The organism is Streptomyces sp. NPDC020379 (genome assembly GCF_044387105.1).
Lineage (GTDB): Bacteria > Actinomycetota > Actinomycetes > Streptomycetales > Streptomycetaceae > Streptomyces.
The window spans coordinates 303295-324490 of sequence record NZ_JBIRVR010000002.1 but is presented as its reverse complement, the minus strand read 5'-3'; the positions used below and the strand labels follow the sequence as shown (position 1 = coordinate 324490).

20 protein-coding genes and 2 pseudogenes are annotated in these 21196 nt (G+C 71.9%); 8 read left to right on the top strand and 14 right to left on the bottom strand.

Annotated features, from left to right (window positions below; all coding sequences use genetic code 11):
* Positions 1 to 98: 98 nt before the first annotated feature.
* On the top strand, positions 99 to 1625 hold the full coding sequence (locus tag ACH427_RS03910; protein WP_398867760.1) for a YfcC family protein: 1527 nt from the start codon (positions 99 to 101) through the stop codon (positions 1623 to 1625).
* Positions 1626 to 1645: 20 nt separating this feature from the next.
* Here ACH427_RS03910 and pqqB read toward each other — a convergent pair whose 3' ends face one another.
* From pqqB to ACH427_RS03870, 8 genes are all read right to left on the bottom strand, one after another.
* The gene (gene pqqB / locus ACH427_RS03905) at positions 1646 to 2539 is read right to left on the bottom strand and encodes a pyrroloquinoline quinone biosynthesis protein PqqB (protein WP_398867759.1); all 894 of its coding nucleotides are present in this window, start codon (positions 2537 to 2539) and stop codon (positions 1646 to 1648) included.
* Between the two features lie 18 nt (positions 2540 to 2557).
* The gene (locus ACH427_RS03900; protein WP_398867758.1) at positions 2558 to 4135 is read right to left on the bottom strand and encodes a hypothetical protein; all 1578 of its coding nucleotides are present in this window, start codon (positions 4133 to 4135) and stop codon (positions 2558 to 2560) included.
* Positions 4136 to 4196: 61 nt separating this feature from the next.
* Positions 4197 to 5261 (bottom strand): pyrroloquinoline quinone biosynthesis protein PqqE, encoded by a 1065-nt coding sequence (pqqE, locus tag ACH427_RS03895; RefSeq protein ID WP_398867757.1) that lies wholly within the window; start codon positions 5259 to 5261, stop codon positions 4197 to 4199.
* The gene (pqqD, locus tag ACH427_RS03890) at positions 5254 to 5580 is read right to left on the bottom strand and encodes a pyrroloquinoline quinone biosynthesis peptide chaperone PqqD (RefSeq protein ID WP_398867756.1); all 327 of its coding nucleotides are present in this window, start codon (positions 5578 to 5580) and stop codon (positions 5254 to 5256) included. Before pqqD ends, pqqE begins: the two co-directional genes overlap by 8 nt.
* Positions 5577 to 6269, bottom strand: a complete 693-nt coding sequence (pqqC, locus tag ACH427_RS03885) for a pyrroloquinoline-quinone synthase PqqC (protein ID WP_398867755.1) — start codon at positions 6267 to 6269, stop codon at positions 5577 to 5579. Before pqqC ends, pqqD begins: the two co-directional genes overlap by 4 nt.
* Positions 6269 to 6496: a pyrroloquinoline quinone precursor peptide PqqA gene (pqqA, locus tag ACH427_RS03880; RefSeq protein ID WP_398867754.1), complete on the bottom strand. Its 228-nt coding sequence runs from the start codon at positions 6494 to 6496 to the stop codon at positions 6269 to 6271. Before pqqA ends, pqqC begins: the two co-directional genes overlap by 1 nt.
* A gap of 168 nt (positions 6497 to 6664) precedes the next feature.
* The gene (gene aceB / locus ACH427_RS03875) at positions 6665 to 8290 is read right to left on the bottom strand and encodes a malate synthase A (protein WP_398867752.1); all 1626 of its coding nucleotides are present in this window, start codon (positions 8288 to 8290) and stop codon (positions 6665 to 6667) included.
* Positions 8291 to 8435: 145 nt separating this feature from the next.
* Positions 8436 to 9077 carry an NTP transferase domain-containing protein gene (locus ACH427_RS03870; protein WP_398867751.1) on the bottom strand — a complete coding sequence of 214 codons (642 nt, stop codon included), beginning with the start codon at positions 9075 to 9077 and terminating at the stop codon, positions 8436 to 8438.
* A 153-nt stretch (positions 9078 to 9230) separates the two neighbouring features.
* Here ACH427_RS03870 and ACH427_RS03865 point away from each other — a divergent pair.
* Positions 9231 to 9533, top strand: a pseudogene (locus ACH427_RS03865) (DUF5955 family protein); the annotation flags it as partial.
* A 114-nt stretch (positions 9534 to 9647) separates the two neighbouring features.
* Here ACH427_RS03865 and ACH427_RS03860 read toward each other — a convergent pair.
* Complete coding sequence (locus ACH427_RS03860; protein WP_398867750.1) at positions 9648 to 10427, bottom strand: IclR family transcriptional regulator; 780 nt, start codon at positions 10425 to 10427, stop codon at positions 9648 to 9650.
* Positions 10428 to 10684: 257 nt separating this feature from the next.
* Between ACH427_RS03860 and allB the strand changes: the two genes are divergently transcribed.
* Both allB and alc read left to right on the top strand, forming a co-directional pair.
* On the top strand, positions 10685 to 12037 hold the full coding sequence (allB, locus tag ACH427_RS03855; RefSeq protein ID WP_398867958.1) for an allantoinase AllB: 1353 nt from the start codon (positions 10685 to 10687) through the stop codon (positions 12035 to 12037).
* A complete protein-coding gene (gene alc / locus ACH427_RS03850; RefSeq protein WP_398867749.1) occupies positions 12034 to 13155 on the top strand; it encodes an allantoicase in 1122 nt (373 codons plus the stop codon). The genes allB and alc overlap by 4 nt, the downstream gene beginning before the upstream one ends.
* A gap of 489 nt (positions 13156 to 13644) precedes the next feature.
* On the opposite strand, the gene ACH427_RS03845 is transcribed toward alc, so the two are convergent.
* From ACH427_RS03845 to ACH427_RS03835, 3 genes are all read right to left on the bottom strand, one after another.
* Positions 13645 to 14847 carry a cytochrome P450 gene (locus tag ACH427_RS03845; protein ID WP_398867748.1) on the bottom strand — a complete coding sequence of 401 codons (1203 nt, stop codon included), beginning with the start codon at positions 14845 to 14847 and terminating at the stop codon, positions 13645 to 13647.
* 130 nt (positions 14848 to 14977) lie between these two features.
* A complete protein-coding gene (locus tag ACH427_RS03840; RefSeq protein ID WP_398867747.1) occupies positions 14978 to 16708 on the bottom strand; it encodes a coagulation factor 5/8 type domain-containing protein in 1731 nt (576 codons plus the stop codon).
* A 69-nt stretch (positions 16709 to 16777) separates the two neighbouring features.
* The gene (locus ACH427_RS03835) at positions 16778 to 17206 is read right to left on the bottom strand and encodes a ribonuclease domain-containing protein (RefSeq protein WP_398867746.1); all 429 of its coding nucleotides are present in this window, start codon (positions 17204 to 17206) and stop codon (positions 16778 to 16780) included.
* A gap of 214 nt (positions 17207 to 17420) precedes the next feature.
* On the opposite strand from ACH427_RS03835, the gene ACH427_RS03830 reads away from it, so the two are divergent.
* From ACH427_RS03830 to ACH427_RS03815, 4 genes are all read left to right on the top strand, one after another.
* Positions 17421 to 18068 carry a helix-turn-helix domain-containing protein gene (locus tag ACH427_RS03830; protein ID WP_398867745.1) on the top strand — a complete coding sequence of 216 codons (648 nt, stop codon included), beginning with the start codon at positions 17421 to 17423 and terminating at the stop codon, positions 18066 to 18068.
* Positions 18065 to 18268, top strand: coding sequence for a DUF6126 family protein (locus ACH427_RS03825; RefSeq protein WP_398867744.1), 204 nt, complete (start codon positions 18065 to 18067; stop codon positions 18266 to 18268). The genes ACH427_RS03830 and ACH427_RS03825 overlap by 4 nt, the downstream gene beginning before the upstream one ends.
* An 83-nt stretch (positions 18269 to 18351) precedes the next feature.
* Positions 18352 to 19011 (top strand): transcriptional regulator, encoded by a 660-nt coding sequence (locus tag ACH427_RS03820; protein WP_398867742.1) that lies wholly within the window; start codon positions 18352 to 18354, stop codon positions 19009 to 19011.
* A gap of 4 nt (positions 19012 to 19015) precedes the next feature.
* On the top strand, positions 19016 to 19534 hold the full coding sequence (locus ACH427_RS03815) for a GNAT family N-acetyltransferase (RefSeq protein WP_398867741.1): 519 nt from the start codon (positions 19016 to 19018) through the stop codon (positions 19532 to 19534).
* Between the two features lie 24 nt (positions 19535 to 19558).
* Here ACH427_RS03815 and ACH427_RS03810 read toward each other — a convergent pair whose 3' ends face one another.
* Positions 19559 to 20689 carry an acyltransferase family protein gene (locus ACH427_RS03810; RefSeq protein ID WP_398867739.1) on the bottom strand — a complete coding sequence of 377 codons (1131 nt, stop codon included), beginning with the start codon at positions 20687 to 20689 and terminating at the stop codon, positions 19559 to 19561.
* 225 nt (positions 20690 to 20914) lie between these two features.
* A pseudogene (locus ACH427_RS03805) lies at positions 20915 to 21196 on the bottom strand (esterase); the annotation flags it as partial.

The following is a 21196-nucleotide window of genomic DNA, read 5'->3' as shown; positions in this document are numbered from 1 at the left end:
CCCGATGCGGAAACCCCCGGACACACCCCGCATCGACAACCCACCGCCTGTCAATCCGGGCAAGATGGGTGAAATCGTCGCCCCCGGAGAGGCCCGCCGTGGATCAGCCAGCCGAGACACCCGCCCCCGCGGACCCGCGTCCAGGCCGCCGGAAATTCGTCTTCCCCAGTGCCCTCACCGTCCTCGCCGCCGTCACGCTCGTTGTCTGGGCCCTCACCTTCGTCATCCCCTCCGGCGCCTACCGGCGCAACGGCACCGGCAAGCCCCTCCAGGGCACGTACCACCGCGAGGCCGCGCCCGGGGACTTCGTGCACCGGCTCGGGGACCTCTTCCTCTCCCCGGTCAACGGCCTCTACGGCATTCGCGACAGCGGGACCGGGCAGGTCGCCCCGGACGCGGTCGGCGCGCTCTACGGCAGTGCCGGGGTCTTCCTCTTCGTGCTGGCCATCGGCGCGTTCATCACGGTCGTCTTCGCCACCGGCGCCCTGGACCGCGGCATCGAACGCCTCGCCCACCGGCTGCGCGAGCGCGGGGCCCTGCTGATCGCCGGGGTGATGACCGTCTTCTCGCTGCTCGGCACGGTCGAGGGCTTCGCGGAGGAGACCCTCGGCTTCTACGGCCTGATCGTGCCGCTGATGCTGGCCCTCGGCTACGACCGCATGGTCGCCACCGGCACCATCATTCTCGGCGCGGGCGTCGGCGTGCTGGCCTCGACCGTCAACCCCTTCGCCACCGGCGTCGCCTCCTCGGCCGCCGACGTCTCGCTCGGCGACGGCATCGTGCTGCGCTTCGCGATGTGGATCGTGCTCACCGCGGTGACCATCGGCTACGTCCTGCGGTACGCGCACAAGGTGCGTACGGACCCCGCCCGCTCCCTGGTCGGCTTCCTGCCCGGAGACCGCGAGCTGGCGGCGGCGGCCGCGGAGCCACCCGCGCTCACGGGGCTGCAGAAGGGCGTGCTCGCCGCGGTGACCGTGGTCTTCGCCTTCATGATCTTCTCGGTGATCCCCTGGGCGAGCGCGCTCACCGGAAAGGCCGACGCGACGCCGTACGGCTGGGAACTGGGCTGGTCCTTCGCCCAGTTGGCGGCCCTCTTCCTCGTCGCCGCCGTGCTCATCGGCGTCGTGGCCCAGCTGGGCGAGCAGGAGCTGAGCGCGCGGGTCGTCCAGGGAGCGGGCGACTTCATCGCCCCCGCGCTGACCATCGTGCTCGCCCGCGGCGTCACGGTGATCATGAACAACGCCCGCATCACGGACACCGTCCTGCACTCCATCGAAGGCGCCGTCTCCGGGACCCCGGCGGCGCTCTTCGGGATCATGGTCTACATCGTCAACCTGCCCCTGGCGTTCCTCATCCCCTCGACCTCCGGCCACGCCACCCTCGCGATGCCCATCCTCGCGCCACTCGCCGACTTCGCGGGCGTCGCGCGCTCGGTGGTGGTCACCGCCTGGGAAGCGGCGAGCGGAGTGATGAACCTCTGGGTGCCGACCACCGCCGTCATCATGGGCGGCGTCGCGCTGGCGAAGGTCGGCTACGACAAATACCTGCGCTTCGTCTGGCCGCTCCTGCTGCTCCTGTCCGTTCTCGTCTGCGTCTTCGTGGCCCTGGGCGCGGTCGCCGGCTGAAACCCTCCGCGCGCCGGCGCTCACAGCCGGATCTCCTGCCCGTCCGCGGCCACCTCCACGAGCGCGGCCGCCAGCGTGGAACGCTCGCACGAGGCGGGGTCCGCCGCCGGGTTGGTGTTGTTGAGATGGGTGTAGAGACAGCGCACACCCGTACGGCCGCGCAGCCGGGCGAGCGTCCCGCCGGGACCGCTGATGGGCAGGTGGCCCATCGCACGGGCCCCCGGGCCGTGGCCCGTCCTCCGTTCCATCTCGTCCTCGCTCCAGAAGGTGCCGTCGAGGATCACGCATCCCGCCCCGGCCAGGGCGGCCCCCAGGCCCCGGGGCCACCGGGCGAGCGACGGCGCGTAGACGGCCGCCGCGCCCGTCACGGCGTCGTCGAAGCGATAGGCCACCACCCACGGCCCGGCCCGGGTGGAGCCCGCCGCGTAGCGCGGCCGCTTGTCGCTCACGGGGATCGCGGTGACGCGCAACCGGCCGTCGCCCAGGGCCAGTCCGCCGGTGAGCGGCTGCCAGCGGACCGCGCCGTACGGAGCGAGCAGGCCGCGCAGCGGGAAGTCCTCGGCGAGGGACGCCGTCACGGCCGCCGGGGCGAAGAGGTCGAGGGCCGCGCCCTCGCGCAGCGCGAGCAGCCCGGCCGTGTGATCGAGCTCGCCGTCGGTGAGGAGCACACCGCGCAGCGGGGTGCGCCGGGTGCCGGGCGGCGGGGAGAGCTCGGGGGTGGCGAGGATCTGCGCGCGGATGTCGGGGGAGGCGTTGACGAGATACCAGTCGCCGGGCGAGGCGCTCACCGCCAGGCACTCCTGGGTCCGCCACACCGCCGGGCCCGCGGCCCGGGCCCGGGTGCAGCCGGGGCAGGCGCAGTTCCACTGCGGCAGCCCGCCGCCCGCCGCGGTGCCCAGAACGCGCAGCCTCATCGCCGGCCCCCTCCGCCGTCAGCCCAGCAGCCCGTAGACCTGGAGCACTCCGGAGAACGTCGGTACGTACACCCTGCCGCCCGCGACCGTCGGCGGCGCGAACTTCGCGAACAGGCCCACGTCGTCGCGGGCCGCGTTCATCTTGCTGTTCCACACCTCCCGGGTCAGGTCGGTGGCCTGGTAGGCACGGAAGACGCCCTCGACCACGGCCTGGTTGGCGTTGTCGCGGTACGGATGCGTCGCCCAGACCAGGCCGGTCGCCGGGTCGTCGCCGTCGGCGGAGACGGACAGGAACCCGCCCGGCATCCCGGGCGCACCGCCCGGCACGCCCCTGGGGTCGGTGGTGGTGCTCGTCGAGACGGGCGTCGTCCGGAAGGTGCCACCGGTGAAGCGGTAGGCACGCAGGAAGGCGTTCTCCGGCCATACGTACACCCAGGGCCCGCCGCCGCCCCGGAAGTTCCAGTGCACCGCGCCGCCGTGGATGTGATGGGTGTCGCGGTCCGGCGCGACCACATAGAAGCTCTGCGCGATCTGACTGTCCGAACCTGCCTGGAAGTGGCCCATGTCGCCGGTGTCCAGCAGATAGAACTTGCCTTCCTTGCCGCCGCCCAGCAACAGCCGGGTGCCCGGGATCAGCAGCGGTCCGGCGGAGCCCAGGTCGGCGTCGGCGGCGTCCAGAGCGGCGTTGTCGAACGGCGAGAACCAGTCCGCGAGCGCGAGGTCGGGCGTCAGCTTGACGACGGCGTCGCCGAGCTCCGAGCCGTCCGGGCGGAAACCGCCGTTCCCCGTCATGAAGTAGAGGTTTCCGAGGTCGTCGGCCCCGAGCCCCTGGCCCGCCTGCCAGATCCCGCCCCGCCGGGTGCCCGGCGTGGTCACATACACTCCCGTGCGCCGGAGGTCGCTCGCGTCGAAGCCGAACACCCAGCCGTGGTACGGGTCCTGGTCGCCGTAGGCGGCGAACGCCACGTACACCCGGCCTCCCGCCAGCGTCAGCGCGGAGCGCTGGAGCTGCCGGTTGCTGGTGAAGGTCAGCTTCCCCTGGGCGCTGCCGTCACCCGTGCCCGGCACCGTCGCGGCGATCCGCACCGGCCCGCCGAGCGCCTCCCGGCCGGTGGAGAGGTCCAGCGCGTGCAGGGTGTGGTGGTACGCGCCCTGCTCCTTGGTGAAGGCGACGGCATACAGGATGTGCCGCTCCACATCGATGACCGGCGTGCTGAGCACCCCCACCTCGACCGCGATGTCGCGGTAGCCCGGCGGTCCCACGTTCGCGTCGGGCAGGGTGACCGAGGGGCCCAGCGAGGCGTGCCACAGCGGCGCGGAGGCCGCCGGGTCGTCGGCGTCGAAGGCGTAGACGCTGTTGTGCATCGTCGCCGTGAAGACGACGTTGCGCACCCCGCGCCCTTCGACGGGGCAACGGGCGAGATAGAGGGGCTGGGCGTAGATCTGCCCGTCCACCGTGCGGCTGAAGAGCTTGCCGAAGGTGGCCGGGCCGACGTTGCCCGGCCGGAGGACCGTCTCCAGCAGGTTGGCGCCCGTGCGGCGGTTGTCGTTGTGCTGGGTCGTGACCGACAGCCCGGCCGGTGGCAGCGGATTCATGGCGTCGTCTCCTGCGGTGCCGGGTGGTGGATACGGGCGTACGGGCCGGGGCCGTTGAGGTTCAGCCGCGGGGGCGGGCCGCGCCGGGTATGGCCGTGGCGTCGCGGACGAGGTCACGCACCAGGCCGTGGTGCGGGGAGAGCCGGCAGGCCGGGTCGGTGGCCGCGGCGTCGCCGGTCAGCTGGAACGCCTGGCAGCGGCAGCCGCCGTGATCGATCTCCTTGCGCGGACAGCTCCGGCACGGCTCCCGCATCCACGCCGTGCCGCGGAAGAGGTTGAACGCCTCGGAGCGGAACCAGATGTCGGCGAGGCCCGACCGCCTGGCGCTCGGCACGGTGAGTCCGGATATCCGCGCCGCCGCCGAGCACGGCAGCACATCGCCGTTGGGCGCGACGGTCAGCTGGCGGCTGCCCCAGCCGCGCATACAGGGCTTGGGCACACCGTCGTGCAGATCGGAGAGCACATAGACGATCTCCAGCCGCCCTGCCAGCCGCTCCCGCGCGGCCCGGACCACGGACTCGGCCGCCGTCAGCTGCTCGCGCGTGGGCAGCAGGGCACGGCGGTTGAGCAGGGCCCAGCCGTAATACTGCGCGTTGGCCAGCTCCAGCCGGTCGGCACCCAGCCGCACGGCCAGCTCGATCAGTGCCCCGGCGCGCCCCATGGTCGCGCGGTGCAGCACGGTGTTGAGCGTGAGCGGCAGGCCCGCGTCCTTGACCAGCGCCGCGGCCGCGAGCTTCCGCCGGTGCGCCGGACGGCCCGCGAGCGCGTCCGCCTCCGCCGCGTCGGAACTCTGCACACTGATCTGCACATGGTCGAGCCCGGCGGCGACCAGCGCGGCGAGCCGGGCCGCCGTCAGGGCCTGACCGCCGGTGATCAGGCCGGTGTAGAGCCCGAGGCCGTGCGCGTGCGCGACGATCGCCGCCAGATCGCGCCGCACCAGCGGCTCCCCGCCGGACAGATGCACCTGGAGCACCCCGAGCTCACGGGCCTCGGTGAGCACCCGGCACCACTGCGGCAACGTCAACTCGGTGGCGTACGCGTCGAGGTCCACCGGGTTGGAGCAGTACGCGCAGTGCAGCGGACAGCGGTACGTCAGCTCGGCGAGCATCCCCGACGGCCTATCCATCGCCGCGCTCCTGGGGAGCGAGGCAGGCTTCGACCAGCCGCCGCCGCGCCAGCTCCGCGAGGAAGGACCGCACCTCCCCGGCGGACACCGAGGCATACCGCCCCGCCAGGGCCCGGGTGACGGCGTGCTCGTCGGTGGCGCCGTCGCACAGCGCGAGCACGGCCGCACCCGTGTCGTTGAGCAGCAGGACGCCCTCCGGGTGCAGAAGGACGCCGACGTCCCGCACCGCGTCATGACCCAGCCGCACGCCCCCGCGCAACCGCCACCGAACTCCCGCGCCGGCGCCGCTCACCGTGGCCGGGACCTCGCCCGCGCTCACCGGACCCGCCCCGCGTGTTCGAGGGTGTCGAGGATGCTCCACAGCACATCGCACTTGAACGCCAGCGCGGCCAGCGCCGCCTGCTGCCGCTCCCGCGTGGTGCAGTGCGCGAGGACCAGATCCAGGGCGTGCCGGGCGTCGCGGGTGGCGGCGGCCGGGCGCTCGGCGAAATAGGTGTGGCCGGACGCGGTGACCCAGGGATAGTGCGCGCGCAGCGCCTCAAGGCGCTCCCGCATCAGGTCGGGTGAGAACAGCTCGGTGAGAGAGGAGGCCACGGCCTCGGTCCAGGGGCGGGTGCGGGCGAAGGTGACATAGGCGTCGGTGGCGAAGCGGACGCCGGGGAGCACATGGCGCTCGTCCAGCACCTCCGAGCGGCTCAGGCCCGCGGCCTCGGCGAGGTCGAGCCACTGGGCGTGGCCGCCGTGCCGGTCGTCGGTGCCGTCCTGATAGAGGATCCGCCGCACCCAGCGCCGACGCACCTCTGAATCCGGGCAGTTGGCGACGATGGCCGCGTCCTTCTGCGGCAGGCACTTCTGGTAGTACCACCGGTTGGCGATCCACTGCCGCAGTTCCTCGCGGCTCAGCTCGCCGCGGTGGAGGCGCAGGTGCAGCGGGTGCCGGTGCCAGTAGCGGTCGGAGTGGGCGCGCAGCGCGGCGGTGAATTCCTCCGTGCTCCGGGCGGTGGTCATCACCATCGCCCGGCGTAGGCCGTGACCTCTTGACCGAGCTCGATGTCCGTGAAGGCGGGTGGTGACCAGGGCCGGAGCGCGGGCCCGCCGGGGCTCTCGCGGGGTGCGGGCGGGGCCTGCGGCGCGATGCCGGCGCGCGGGCCCGCCGTCACCGGACCGGGGCGGGAGCCCGGGGCCGGTGATTCCGTGACGGGCGGGGGAACGCTGGTCGTCGCACCTTCGGCCATGGTGTTCCCCCCGTCGTCCGCGTGGGCAGGGCGACCGGCGGGTGTGCCCTGCTCTCTTCCAGGGTGAGCCAGGGCACACATGAGCCACAATCACTGAATCGGGTGAACAATCATCCAATCACCTGTCACATGCGGCTGTTTCGCCTCTTGGATCAGCCCAGGCCCACCTCAGGCCGGCCGGTCCAGCAGCTCGTACGCGGGCAGCGTGAGGAACTCCGCGTAGTCCTCGTCCAGGGCGACCTTCAGCAGCAGGTCGTGGGCCTGCTGCCAGCGGCCCGCGGCGAAGGCTTCCTCGCCGGCCTCGGCGCGGATCGTGGCGAGTTCCTCCGCGGCCACCCGGCGGGCCAGTTCGGCGGTGGCCTTCTCGCCGTTCCCGAACACCACCCCGGCGTTGATCCACTGCCAGATCTGCGAGCGGGAGATCTCGGCGGTGGCCGCGTCCTCCATGAGGTTGAAGATGGCGACGGCGCCCGAGCCGCGCAGCCACGCCTCGATGTAGCGGATGCCGACGGCCACCGCGTTGCGCAGCCCCTCGTACGTCGGCCTCGCCTCCAGCGAGTCGACCGCGATGAGTTCGGCGGCCGTCACGCGCACGTCCTCGCGCAGCCGGTCCTTCTGGTGCGGCCGGTCGCCGAGGACCGCGTCGAACGACGCGCGCGCCACCGGCACCAGGTCGGGGTGGGCGACCCACGAGCCGTCGAAGCCGTCGCGCGCCTCACGGTCCTTGTCGGCGCGGACCTTCTCGAACGCGGCCTTGTTGACCTCGGGGTCCTTGCGGGAGGGAATGAAGGCCGCCATGCCGCCGATCGCGTGGGCGCCGCGCCGGTGGCACGTGCGCACCAGCAGCTCGGTGTACGCGCGCATGAACGGCGCCGTCATCGTCACGGCGTTGCGGTCGGGCAGCACGAACCGCGGCCCGCCGTCGCGGAAGTTCTTGACGATCGAGAAGAGATAGTCCCAGCGGCCCGCGTTCAGCCCCGAGGCGTGGTCGCGCAGCTCGAAGAGGATCTCCTCCATCTCGTACGCGGCGGTGATCGTCTCGATCAGGACGGTGGCGCGGACCGTGCCCTGGGGGATGCCCACGTAGTCCTGCGCGAAGACGAAGATGTCGTTCCAGAGGCGGGCCTCCAGGTGCGACTCGGTCTTGGGGAGGTAGAAGTACGGGCCCTTGCCGAGCTCGATGAGGCGCCGGGCGTTGTGGAAGAAGTAGAGGCCGAAGTCGGCCAGGGCGCCGGGGACGGGCCGGCCGTCGACGGTCAGGTGGCGCTCGTCCAGATGCCAGCCGCGCGGCCGGACCACCACGGTGGCGAGCTCCTCGGCCGGCCGGAGCGCGTACGCCTTGCCGCGGGCGTCGGTGAAGTCGATGCGCCGCTCGAACGCGTCGGTCAGGTTGAGCTGGCCGAGTACGACGTTCTCCCAGGTGGGCGCCGAGGCGTCCTCGAAGTCGGCGAGCCAGATCCGCGCGCCGGAGTTGAGAGCGTTCACGGTCATCTTGCGGTCGGTCGGGCCGGTGATCTCCACGCGCCGGTCCTGGAGCGCGGCCGGTGCGGGCGCCACCCGCCAGCTGTCGTCCTCGCGGATCGAGGCGGTCCCGGGGAGGAAGTCCAGGGTGCTCGTCCGCGCGATCTCCGCACGGCGTGCGGCACGGCGGGCGAGCAACTCGTCGCGGCGCGAGGTGAACCGGTCGTGCAGTGCGCCGACGAAGGCGAGCGCCTCCTCGGTCAGCACCTCTTCCTGTCGCTCCACGGGAGGGGCGTCGACGACGACCGGCGAGGACGGCGCTGGTGCGGACATGAACGGTCACTCCTTCAGCGGGGACGGCTTCAGCGAGGACGGCACGGAGTGCCGTGCGAGCCTGATCGAATGGAGGATAGTTTCCTCATGGTGGAAGTTCAATGGCGCCCGGTGCCAAACCGTGCGACAGGCGCCCCGCCCGCTCTCAGTCCAGGAGCCGCAGATCCTCCGGCGTGTCCACGTCGTCCGGCGCCGCGACGTCCCCGCACTCCACCAGCGCCACCGCCCCGGCGTGCGCCCGCAGATAAGCGCGCGCCCCCCGGTCGCCGACCGCCGAGAGCGCCACGCCCTCCCAGTGCTCGCGCGCGAACAGCACGGGATGGCCGCGCTCACCCCCGTACGCGGCGGCGGCGAGACCCGCGCCCGCCCGGTGCGCGGCCAGCAGCCGGGCCACCGCCGCGGCCCCCACGCGCGGCTGGTCCACGAGCGTCACCAGCACCGCCGGGGCGTCCGTGGCGGCCAGCGCCGCGAGCCCGGCCCGCAGCGAGGACCCCATGCCGTCGGCCCAGCCGGGGTTGTCCACCAGGACGCAGCCGGGCAGTTCGGCCCGGTTCCGCACATCCGCCGCGCGGGCGCCCAGCACTACGTACCGTGGTACGCAGCCACCGTCCCGCAGCACCCCGGCCGCGAACTCCACCAGCGGCCTGCCCAGGTGGCCGAGCAGCGCCTTGGGTCGGCCGCCCAGCCGTCGCCCGCCGCCCGCCGCCAGCAGCAGCCCGGCGACAGGCAAGGCGCCGGGCCGGGCGCCCTCGGCGGGGCCGTCTCGCGTGTCTGTGATGCGCGTCATGAACCCTGCATACCGCATCCGTTCATCCGGCAGGGGAGAGTCCGCTTCGTCACCCGTGCGTGCGGAGTACGGACCCAATTTCGCTGTGCGTATAGCGCGCTGTACGGAAAGTGCGTTAACTGATCGGCGCCAGCGCGTGGGAGGGGGAGTGTCGTGACGGAAGGCGCCGTTGTGGTGGAAGAGGAGCAAGATCACGTCGGTCAGGACCCGGGAGTGGACGCGTTGGGAGCCGCGGTGTCCCGGCTGCGCCGGGCGCTCGCGGCGCACCCCGCCCGGTTACCCGACCGGGACGCCGCCGAGGACGAACTGGCCGCGCTGGCCGCCATGGCGCGCGAAGGGGAGCCCGAGGTGGCCCGGCTGCGCCGTTCGCTGCTCCTGGTCGCGGGCGCGGTGGGCTCGGTCAGCGCCCTCGCGGCGGCCCTCGGCGAACTCCGCGCCGCGGTCGACGGCTTGGGCGGGGCGCGCGTGCCGGAGCAGGGAAGAGGCAGACCCGCGGGCGCGGTCCGGCAGGAAGAAGGGCGAACGCCCCCGGCGCGGGCCGAAGGCTTCCGCCAGGGGTCGTGAGGAAGATCAGGCAGTGGCCGCCAGCGCCAGCGAGAGCTCCGCGGCGACCTCCTGGAGCAGCGGCACGATCCGTTCCGTCGCCGCGTCCGTGACCCGGCCCGCGGGCCCCGAGATGGAGATGGCCGCGGCCGTGGGGGAATTGGGCACCGGGACCGCCAGGCAGCGGACGCCGATCTCCTGCTCGTTGTCGTCCACCGCGTAGCCCGACTCGCGCACCCGGGCCAGCGCCTCCAGGAAGACGTCCGGCGTGGTGATCGTCTTCTCGGTCGCGGCGGGCATGCCCGTACGGGCCAGCAGCCCCCGCACCTCGTCGTCCGGGCTCTGGGCGAGCAGTGCCTTGCCGACGCCCGTGGTGTGCGGCAGCACGCGGCGGCCCACCTCGGTGAACATCCGCACGGAGTGCCGCGACGGCACCTGTGCCACATAGACGACCTCGTCGCCGTCGAGCAGCGCCATGTTCGCCGTCTCGCCGGTCTCCTCGACCAGCCGGGCCAGGTGCGGGCGGGCCCAGGTGCCGAGCAGCCGGGAGGCGCTCTCGCCGAGCCGGATCAGCCGCGGGCCGAGCGAATACCGCCGGTTGGGCTGCTGGCGTACGTAACCGCAGGCCACCAGCGTGCGCATCAGCCGGTGGATCGTGGGCAACGGCAACCCGCTGGCCGTCGACAGCTCGCTCAGCCCGACCTCGCCACCGGCGTCGGCCATGCGCTCCAGCAGATCGAAGGCGCGCTCCAGTGACTGGACACCGCCACTGGTCGGGGCGGTTCTGGGGTCGGCGGACGAGGGCACGTCTGGGTCCTTCCGGTACAGGGGTGGGAGCAGCCTACCGGGACATCGGGGGCTTTACGCCCCGCCTTCCGCGATTTGAAAACTGACTTCTGTTACATGAAAAACATAAGGGGTCAGGGGGTCTTGACGGGTAGCGGACACGGCAGAAGACTGCGTGCACCGCGGTTCAACAGAACGTTGAAATTTCGCCCGGACGGCGCGAAGGGCCCTCCGGAGGAAGGGGCGTGGGCGTGGGCACGACGGAAGCGAGCGAGCCGGTGCCACCGGTGGAGCTGGTACTGCGCTCCACCCGCGTCGTCACCCCGGAAGGCGTCCGGCCCGCCTCCGTCACCGTGGCCGGGGGCCGGATCGCGGCCGTGCTGCCGTACGGGACCGACGTGCCGGGCGGCCCGGGACCGCACGCGTCCGCGCCCGCCGTCGAGGATCTCGGTGACGACGTCCTGCTCCCCGGCCTCGTCGACACCCACGTGCACATCAACGACCCCGGCCGCGCCGAGTGGGAGGGCTTCGCGACCGCCACCCGGGCGGCGGCCGCCGGTGGCATCACCACGCTCGTCGACATGCCGCTCAACAGCCTCCCGCCCACCACCACCCTCGACCACCTGCGGGTCAAACAGGACGCCGCGCGCGGCAGGGCCCACGTCGACCTCGGCTTCTGGGGCGGAGCCCTGCCCGACAACCTCGCCGACCTGCGGCCCCTGCACGACGCCGGGGTGTTCGGCTTCAAAGCCTTCCTCTCGCCGTCCGGCGTCGAGGAGTTCCCCTCGCTCGGCCCCGGCGACCTGGAGGCGGCCGCGGCGCGGATCGCCGCCCTCGACGGGCTGCTGATCGTGCACGCCGAGGACCCCGGCCACCTGGCCCGCGCGCCGCGGGCCGACGGACCCCGCTACTCCGGCTTCCTCGCCTCGCGCCCCCGCGCCGCCGAGAACGAGGCCATCGCCCGGCTGATATCCGTCGCCCGCCGGCTGGGCACCCGCGTCCACGTCCTGCACCTGTCGTCCTCCGACGCCCTGCCGATGATCGCCGCGGCCAAGGCCGAAGGCGTGCGGATCACCGTCGAGACCTGCCCGCACTTCCTCACCCTCACCGCGGAGGAAGTCCCGGACGGCGCCACCGAGTTCAAGTGCTGCCCGCCGATCCGCGAGGCCGCCAACCAGGACGCCCTGTGGGCCGGGCTCGCCGACGGCACCATCGACTGCGTCGTCTCCGACCACTCGCCCTGCACCACCGACCTCAAGGTCCCCGACTTCGGCCGGGCCTGGGGCGGCATCTCCTCCCTCCAGCTGGGCCTGCCCGCCGTCTGGACCGAGGCCCGGCGGCGCGGCCACACCCTGCACGACCTCGCCCGCTGGATGTCCGGCGGCCCGGCGGCCCTCGCCGGCCTGCGCCACAAGGGCGCCGTCGAGGCAGGCCGCGACGCCGACTTCGCCGTACTCGCCCCCGACGAGACCTTCACCGTCGACCCGGCCGCGCTCCACCACCGCAACCACGTCACCGCCTACGCCGGGAAGACCCTGCACGGCGTCGTACGGGCGGCCTGGCTGCGCGGCCGCCGGATCACCGGCCGTGAGCCCACCGGCCTCCTCCTCGAAAGGCAGCCCAGCGCATGAGCGGCACACCCGCGGACATACCCTCCTTCACCGGCGACGCGAACCCCTACGCGGGCGGCGACCCCTACGCCGACTACCGCACCGCGGCCTTCCCCTTCGACCACTTCCCCGACCTCGCCGACCGGCGGCTGGGCGCCGCCGTGATCGCCGCCAACGACGAGTTCTTCGCCGAGCGCGAGAACCTCCTCCAGCCCGGCGCCGCCCGGTTCGACGCCGGACACTACGGCCACAAGGGCAAGGTCATGGACGGCTGGGAGACCCGCCGCCGCCGCGGCGCCTCCGCCGCCGCGCCCCACCCGGCCGAGGACGACCACGACTGGGCGCTCGTCCGGCTCGGCGCGCCCGGAATCGTCCACGGACTCGTCGTCGACACCGCCCACTTCCGCGGCAACCACCCGCAGGCCGTCAGCGTCGAGGCCACCGCCCTGCCCGGCACGCCCTCCCCGGAGGAGTTGCTCGCCGACGACGTGAAGTGGACGGTCCTCGTCCCCCGTACGCCCGTCGGCGGCCACGCGGCCAACGGCTTCGCCGTCCACCGCCCGGAGCGCTTCACCCACCTGCGGCTCAGCCAGTACCCCGACGGCGGCATCGCCCGCCTCCGCGTCCACGGCGAGTCCGTCCCCGACCTCGCCTGGCTCGCCGCCCTGGGCACGTACGACCTCGCCGCCCTGGAGAACGGCGGCCATGTCGAGGACGCCTCCGACCGCTTCTTCTCCTCCCCCTTCCACAGCATCCACCCTGGCCGCTCCCGCCGCATGGACGAAGGCTGGGAGACGAGGCGCCGCCGCGACCGAGGCCACGACTGGGTCCGCTACCGCCTCACCGGCCGCGCCGAACTACGCGCGATCGAGATCGACACGGGCGGCTACAAGGGCAACGCGGCCGGGTGGGCGACGCTTTCCGCGCTTGACGCGACGACGGGGGAGGACCCCGCGTCCCCTGCCGCCGGCTGGACGGAGATCTTGCCGCGGACGCGGCTCGAGCCGGATGCGGTGCATCGTTTTGTGCTGGGGGGTTCTGTGGTGGCGACGCATGTGCGGCTGGACATCCATCCGGACGGGGGCGTGGCGCGGGTACGTGTGCATGGGGCTTTGGCGGGGCCTCTCGGGAGCGGCTGAGTCTGTGGTGGGGGTTCGGGTGGCCTCAAGCGCCGGCCGGGCTTTGGTTGGGTGGGGTTCGCCGTTGTCTTCTGCGGGTCCGTTGCGCCTGCGGCGGGTGGCCTCAAGCGCCGGCCGGGCTGGTTTGTGGTGGGTGCCGGGGGTGGGTCTTCCGGGCTGGGGACCTGGAACGCGGTGCGGGTGCCCTGATGCGTATGGGGTGCCGTGACGACGCACCGCGTTCCAGAACCCCACCCTCCAGCCCCACCCCCTCCCGCCCGGAGGGCAACATCAGGGCCGGTGGGTGCGCCCGTCTTTTCCTCTCAGCCCGTCCGGCGTTTGAGGACAACGCGCGAAGCGTGTTGCGGGGGTCCGGGGCGCAGCCCCCGTTCCAGGGCGCGCAACGCTGCGGGGGTCTGGGGGCTTGCCCCCCCACGCGGCGGAGCCGCACATCAGACGCAGCCGGGAACAAGCCCGCCGCAGGTGCCACGGACGCACCCCGCCCGACAATCAGAACCGCACAGGCAACCTCTCCGGCCCCCGGATAAGCAACCCCTGCCGCCAGGCCAGAGAAGCCGGATGCGCGTCAAGGGCAAGGTCAGGGAAGCGATCCAGCAGCGCACCGATCGCGATCCGGGCCTCAAGACGCGCCAGCGGCGCGCCGAGGCAGTAGTGGATGCCGTGCCCGAAGGCGACATGTCCCCGGGCATCGCGGCGGATGTCGAAGCGGTCCGGCTCGGGGAAGCGGGCGGGGTCACGGTCCGCGTCGGCGAGGACGGGCAGCACGAGGGCCCCGCCACCCGGTATGCGCACACCGCCGATCTCCACCGGATCGGTCGTGAACCGATAGGTCGGTGTCTCCACCGGCCCGTCGTAGCGCAGCATCTCCTCGACGGCGTTCTCCATCAGGCCCGGGTCGGCACGCAGCTGTGCCAGCTGGTCGGGGTGCTGGAGGAGGGCCAGCACCCCGTTGGAGATCAGATTGACCGTCGTCTCGTGGCCGGCGACGAGCAGCAGCCAGGCCATGCCGAGGAGTTCCTCGGAGGAGAGCCGGTCGCCGTCCTCGTCGGTGGTGCGGATCAGCGCGCTCAGCAGGTCGTCGCACGGCTCCTCGCGCTTGGCGGCGATGAGCCCGGCGAGGTAGGCGCCGCCCTCGCTCGACGCGACGGCCTTCTCTTCCAACGGCGCGGCACCGACCGCGATGTTGGACCAGGCCCGGAACGCCTTCCGGTCGAGTGAGGGCACGCCGAGCAGCTCGCAGATGACGCCCATGGGCAGCGGGAACGACAGGGCGTCGACCAGATCGACGCGCCGCCCCGGTGCCGCGGCCATCGCGTCGATCAGCTCGTCCGTCATCCGCCGCACCTGAGGTGCCATTCCCTCGACGCGCTTCGGGGTGAACTCCTTGGCGACGAGCTTGCGCAGCCGGGTGTGGTGCGGCGCGTCGGAGATCAGCATGTGCGGGCCCGAGGCCACGGGGATGAGGCCGATGTCACCGGTCGCCGACTGCCAGTCCTTGGACAGCCGCGGGTCGTTGAGCGTGGCGCGTACCTCGTCGTAGCCGACGACGAGCCAGGCTTCCGCGCCCTCCGGCATCCACGCCCGGTGCACGGGCCCGAGCGCGCGCAGTTCCGCGTAGACACGGTAGGGGTCTCTGGTGAACTCCTCACCCATAGCCGCCAGATCGACGATCGCGCCGGTGTCCGTACCCATGGCGAACCTCCTCGTTGACCAAGGCAACCACATTAACGTTCGACGGTCTTCCGCTGAAGGGTGCGCCGGTGAGACCTAGGTCCCAAAAGGCAGGCGGCGTCGTGGTGTTGGCCTGGTGTTCCGCCACCGGTCAGGGATAGGAGCGGAGATACGCGACATTCGTGGTCGCGTCGGACGGGCCGCCGGTGTCGTTGACGATGTGCCGAATCGTGCCCGTGCCACCGAGTGAGACCGTGACCAGGTGATGGAAGCGCACCCCGGGCCGGCGCGGCGCCGCGAAGGCGCGGTCGGCCACCACGCGCGGATCAGCGGTGAAGTGGCCGTAACTGCCCAGCCCCCAGCCCTCGTGGCGCGTCACCCGGCCGTCGACCTCGTAGGCGGGGTAGCCCCTGGTCGCGCCCTGGCTCCAGGCCGCCTGGGAGGGCGGGTCGTAGGGCAGCTCGTTCTGGAAGAAGTACGTCCGTCCGCCCTCGCCGTTCCAGACGGTCTGCCGGCGCTGGTAGTGCTCGACGAACAGCCCGTACAGCGTGACGCGGTCGCCGCTGACGACCAGCCCCTCGGCGGCGGTGTTGGCGGCCCAGCCGACGCCGGAGCCGTGGTCGGCGCGCCACAGCCACAGGTCGTCGCCGATGACGTCCGAGCTGTTGACGACGAGGGTGCGCACCGCCTTGCCGGCGCCCGCCCCGCCGATCCGGAAGAAGACGTCGTGCAGCGAGACGGGATCGCGGTCGTGCCGCCGGCGGGCGCCGGGCGATCCGATCTCCATCAGCGCGGGTGAGGCGACGGGCCCGGCGTCGACGAGGAGACCCGCGACGCGTACGCCGTCCACGTCGGCGACGGACAGGGCGCTCGTGCCGCGGTCGGGTACGAGGGTCGCGAGCCCCAGCCCGAGGACGACCGTGCCGGGGCGGGTGATCCGCAACGCCCGGTCGAGGTGGTGGACGCCGGGCAGGAGCAGCAGGTCCTTCCCGTGCGCGAGGGCCGTCTGGATCCGGGCCGCGGGCGTCCCGGGCCGGACGACGAGGAACCGGTCGAGCGGCCGCGAGGAGCCGGGCTGCCGGGCGCCGCGCTCCCAGGTGGTGCCCCGGGTGGCGGTGCGCAGCCCGGGGACGAAGACGCGGTAGGCGCCCGCGCGGTCGACGTAGAGGAACGGCTTCTCCCGTACGCGGGGCGTCCGGTCGACCCGGGTGTAGGGCGGGTGCGGGAAGGTGCCGGCGGGGGCGTTGGGCACACCGACGAAGACCATGTTCCAGGCGCCGCCGCTCCAGCCGCCGATGCCGCTGTCGCGGGTCAGCCACTGCTGCTGGGTGCCCGAGCGCACCTGCCCGTCGATCCGGGAGTCGGCGAGGAAGCCGCCGCTGGCCCAGCCGCCGCCGTCGAGCCGCAGGTCGCCGCGGAGGTGCATCCGGCGGTACGGGGCGGCCTGGGACACCGCCCAGCGGTCGGCCCCGTGGGCGGGGGTGACGCTGAGGTTCTCGGCCTCGCGCCAGAAGTTCTGGGTGGCGTCGCCCTGCCGCCAGTCGGCCTCGGCGTGCACGGCGCCCCTGATGGTGACGTCGTCGGGCGACATGCCCAGGCCCGCGACCTGTGTGGAGAAGCCGACGTTGACGTCCACGTCGTACGTCCCCGGCTTGAACAGCAACGCCTGGCGGGCGGGCCCGAACTGATCGCGCTCCTGCCGCCGGAAGACCTCGTCCACCTTCCGCTGGATCACGGCCCTCGGCGTCGTGGGGCCGAAGACGGTGACGTCCGGCCCGAGGTCGGGGACGGCCGGCGGGGGAGCGGAGGGGGACTGGGAGAGGGCGAGGCAGGCGGTGACCGCCGTCGCGGTGAGCAGGGCGCGTACGGACCGGGATCTCACCGGGCCATTGAAGCGGAGGTCCCGCCGTCGTGGGCGACGGCGGGACGGGACACGCGGTGGGTGATGGGCTCAGCAGGTGAAGTCGACCCGGTCGAAGGTCTCGTAGTGGTCGGCGGTGTAGTAATCCTCGTGCTGCTGCTGACCGGTGATGATGCGTCGGGTGCCGCGGTTCGGGGCGCCCGGGGTCTTCACGGTGTACTCGTGGTAGTAGCCGCCGGCCTGCTGCGGCAGCACGCCTTCGCGGTTGGAGAAGACGATCCCGTCCCTCGGATAGGGGAACGGACCGCCGTTGTCGATCAGGGTGATCGTGTCGTGCGCCTGGGACGGCAGGTCGTTGTAGCAGATGTCACCGACGATCTGCGCGGAGGCGACGACGGATGTGGTGGCCGGGTGGGCGGCGGTGGTGGGAGTGGCGGCGGCCGCGGGGCCGCCGATCAGCAGCGCCGAGGCGAGGGCCGCGAGCGCGGCGGTACGCATGAAACGAGGGGGGTTGGTCATGACGCCCAGCATGACGCGCGTAGCGCATGACATGTCAATGCCAAAAAACAGAGTTTCCCGGCTGTTCACCGGGGGTGGGGCGGGAGATGAAGCGATCAAGAAGAAGCCATGAAGAGCCCTGGTGAATGCCTGGGCGGAATCTTTGCCTCACGGCATTTTTGCCTCACGGGCAAAACCTTTGCCTCTGAGGTACGCGGCCCGCTATACCGGAGGCATGAGCCCGTCGCCCGACCTGACCGCGCCGTCCGGCCCGGCCGATCTCGCCGATCTGCCGTCCGTCGCCCCACGCCTGCGTGATCTGCGCAGACGCAGCGGCCTGACCCTGGAGGCCGCCGCCGCGCGCGTCGGTCTGTCCCCCGCGCACCTGTCCCGCCTGGAGACCGGCCGCCGCACCCCGTCCCTGCCGATGCTACTGACGCTGGCGCGCACGTACGGCACCACCGTCTCGGACCTGCTGGGCGAGGTGATCCCCGAGCGCGATCCCATTGTGCGCGCGGACCGCATGGAAGCCCAGGAGTCCGGCGGCTGGACGTACTGGCGGGCCGGCGGGTCCGGCCGGGCCATGCAGGCGCTGCGGCTGCACGTGCCCCCGGGCGCGAGCGGCCAGGCGGAGCTGGTCCGTGTGCACCCCGGCGAGGAGTGGCTCTACGTCACCCGCGGGCGGCTGCGGCTGACGCTCGGCGAGGCGGTCCACGTACTGGACCCCGGCGACGCCGCGCACTTCGACTCGCTGACCCCGCACCGCATCGCGGCGGCGTCGGGCGAGGGAGCGGACCTGCTGTTCATGCACACGCTGATGCAGAGCGGCGCGACCGAGCTGTGCCTCGGCGGCGCCGCACCGACCCGGAGGGGAATGCCGTGAGCAACGCCTCGCAGGACCTGAACACCGCGGAGGTCACCACCGCGGCACCGGCCTCGCCGACCGCATCCGCTGGGAAGAAGGTGAACGAGCAGGACCGGGCGCCGATAGCGATCACGATCCGCATCTTCATCTACCTCGTCGCCGTCCACTTCTTCGCCGGCTTCCTCTTCCTCCTCTTCTACCTGGCGGGAGCGAAGTGAGCGCGGCGGCCGGGCGCTGAGCGACGATCTTCTGGCAGCCTGTTCCAGGGGTTCCTCACCGTTCGGGACAGAAAGGCGTCGCGATGGCTCGTACGGCCCGAGAAGTGCTGGCGGACGCGGTGGCGGGCCTCGCGCCCGCCGAGGGGGCGAACCGGCTGGTGCCGCTGATCGCGGCGGGCGAGGCACCCCGCGAGGTCCTCGCGATGCTGGCCCTGGAACAGCACCACATCATCCCCAGCGACCGCCGCAGCTTCCTGCACCTGGCCGACCGGGCCGGACTCCAGCCCGCCGTGGCCGCCTTCTTCCGCTTCCTCGCGGAGGGCGAGACCGAGGCCCTCCACCGGCTGACCTTCCTGACGACCGCCTGCGGCCTGGACGAGAAGGCGGTACGGGCATACGAGCCACAGGCCGGCTGCCAGGCATACCCCGCGTACGCGGCCTGGCTCGCCCTGGGCGCCGAACCCGTCGACGCGGTGGTCGCCCTCACCGCCAACTTCGCTGCCTGGTCCGACTACTGCGCGACCGTCAGCCGGGCCATGCGCGACCACTACGGCTTCGACGACCAGGCGTGCGCCTTCTTCGACTTCTTCGCCACTCCGTCACCGGAGGCCGAGGAACTCTCCCTGGCAGCGGTCGGCTCCGGCCTGGCAACCGGCCTGCTCTCGGAACCGACGGCCCACCGCTACGGCCGCCTGCTCCAGTCCTACGAGCTGATGTTCTGGGAGACGCTCGCTGTACGGTGAAGTCATGGTGATCTACCGCGTAGCGACCCCGGAAGACCGGAAGCGTGCCGAGGCGATCGACAACTCCTTCACGACCGACACGATCCTCGAAGTGACTGCCACGGAGGGCGAATTCAGGGTGCGCCCTGTTGTGGCGAACCCTCCCGTGCACAAGGTCTACCCGGACGACGAGGAGACCGACGGCGAGGAACACATCATCGTCGCCGTCGACACCGAGGGCGATGTGTGCGGCGCGATCACCCTCGCATACGCCTCCTGGAACCGCCGCCTCCATATCGCCGACTTGAGGGTGGCTCCGACTCACCGCGGCCGAGGTATCGGCACTGCTCTGATGGAGCGCGCGCTGACCCACGGCCGCGAACTCTCCGCTCGCACGGCGTGGCTGGAGGTCACCAACATCAACGCGCCGGCGGTGCGGGCCTATCGCCGCATGGGCTTCGCGCTGTGCGGGCTGGACACGTCGCTGTACGTGGGGACGGAGTCGGAGGGGGAGGTGGCGTTGTTCATGAGTCGGGGGGTGTGAGCCCCCCGACTCCGCAGACCTGATTCAGGCCGTGGCCGGCTGCTTCTTCCGCCGGCTGCCGGACAGCAGCTTCACACCGGGCTTCTCCACGTACTCATGCAGGAGTACGGCGCCGCCAAGAGAGACCGCCAGCACCAGGCCCAGATGCGCGACCATGGGAATGGTGAAGTGATGGGTCTTGAGGAAATGGTCGACGCTGAATATGACGATCTCGTGCACCAGGTAGAAGGCGAACGAGACCTCTCCCAGATACACGTTGATCCGGTTCCTGAAAGGTGAAGGTTCACCTCGGACGTCGGCGCGCGCGGCCGCGGCGATGGTCAGCGTGTACGGGATGACCGTGTCGGCGGCCCAGTGGAAGTCGAAGGGCATGATGTGACTCGGGCCGAAAACGACCAGGACGGACAAGGCGAGGCTGGCGGCCAGCCCCGGACCGCGCCAGGCGCCCTTCTTCACGAGCAGTGCGACGGCGATACCGATCACGAACTCGATCAGTCGCATGGGCGGGAAGACGTAGAGCAGGAACTTCGGGTCCCAGCAGGTCGCGTGCTCGACGGACTTCATGTACAGCGGGGCCAGGACGACACAGGCGTTGCCTGCGACCACCGTCATCCACAGGCCGCGGGTGGAGAATCGCCGGACGAGCTTCACCACGAGCGGGAACGACAGATAGAAGAGGAACTCACAGCTCAGCGACCAGGAGACGCCGTTGTACCCGAACCACCAGTCCTTCCGGTTCGGAATCCAGGACTGGAGCAGGCTCAGGTTCGCCAGCGCGATGCGGAGGTCGAGGGCCTTGCTCATCCAGATCATCGTGGCCACGGCGACGAAGAACGTCACCAGGTGGCTCGGGTAGATGCGGGCGAAACGTCGCCGCCAGAACCCGGTGACGGTGTCATGGGGACGCGCCGACCAGGCAAGGACGAATCCGGAGAGAATGAAGAAGAAGGAGACCGCCGAGGGGCCGGCGTAGACGATTTCCTTGAGCCTGAAGACGTGCAGGGAGGTGCCGGAGGATATCTCCTCGTAGCCGAAGTGGAAGCAGGCGACGAGTAGCGCCGCGTACCACCGCAGGCCGGTGAGCGAATCCAGACGCACCCGTGAGGTGGGGGGCTTGTCGGACGGCTTGGTGGTGATGGGGGCTATCAGGCTCACTGTCGATTATCCCAGGTTGAGAGCAGGCGAGTCCTGCGGCGTCGGTTACGTCACAGAGCAGTGCGCGAGCGTTGTGCGGGCCTTGGTGCACACTCACCAAGGCCCTCTGAAACGCCTGTCTTCCGCCCGGCAGGAGCGGACGGAAGACCGGGGTGTACTGTGTACGGTCAAGATCGTCCCGTAAAGGGCATCAGGATGCCTGATCGTCATGACGGGACAAGCTTGCTAGATTCGGACCTTACTACCCGGTTCGCCGACGCCGGTGGCGAGGGTCCCTTGTTCGGTCCAGCCGCCGTGTCCGGTGCCGCCGTTGTTGATCCAGGCGTTGACGACGCCGTCGTCCTGGAGGACGAGGTAGTCGGCTTTGCCGTCGCCGTTGATGTCGGCGAAGCGGATTTTGTCGGCGGGCTGGCCGACGCCGGTGGCGAAGGTGCCTTGTTCGGTCCAGCCGCCGTGTCCGGTGCCGCCGTTGTTGATCCAGGCGTTGACGACGCCGTTGTCCTGGAG

Coding starts and splice junctions, on each gene's coding strand:
- pqqB (WP_398867759.1), bottom strand. CDS start 2,539: ATGAGGCTGCGCGTTCTGGGCACCGCGGCGGGCGGCGGGCTGCCGCAG.
- ACH427_RS03900 (WP_398867758.1), bottom strand. CDS start 4,135: ATGAATCCGCTGCCACCGGCCGGGCTGTCGGTCACGACCCAGCACAAC.
- pqqE (WP_398867757.1), bottom strand. CDS start 5,261: ATGGATAGGCCGTCGGGGATGCTCGCCGAGCTGACGTACCGCTGTCCG.
- pqqC (WP_398867755.1), bottom strand. CDS start 6,269: ATGACCACCGCCCGGAGCACGGAGGAATTCACCGCCGCGCTGCGCGCC.
- pqqA (WP_398867754.1), bottom strand. CDS start 6,496: ATGGCCGAAGGTGCGACGACCAGCGTTCCCCCGCCCGTCACGGAATCA.
- aceB (WP_398867752.1), bottom strand. CDS start 8,290: ATGTCCGCACCAGCGCCGTCCTCGCCGGTCGTCGTCGACGCCCCTCCC.
- ACH427_RS03870 (WP_398867751.1), bottom strand. CDS start 9,077: ATGACGCGCATCACAGACACGCGAGACGGCCCCGCCGAGGGCGCCCGG.
- alc (WP_398867749.1), top strand. CDS start 12,034: ATGAGCGGCACACCCGCGGACATACCCTCCTTCACCGGCGACGCGAAC.
- ACH427_RS03845 (WP_398867748.1), bottom strand. CDS start 14,847: ATGGGTACGGACACCGGCGCGATCGTCGATCTGGCGGCTATGGGTGAG.
- ACH427_RS03835 (WP_398867746.1), bottom strand. CDS start 17,206: ATGACCAACCCCCCTCGTTTCATGCGTACCGCCGCGCTCGCGGCCCTC.
- ACH427_RS03830 (WP_398867745.1), top strand. CDS start 17,421: ATGAGCCCGTCGCCCGACCTGACCGCGCCGTCCGGCCCGGCCGATCTC.
- ACH427_RS03820 (WP_398867742.1), top strand. CDS start 18,352: ATGGCTCGTACGGCCCGAGAAGTGCTGGCGGACGCGGTGGCGGGCCTC.
- ACH427_RS03815 (WP_398867741.1), top strand. CDS start 19,016: ATGGTGATCTACCGCGTAGCGACCCCGGAAGACCGGAAGCGTGCCGAG.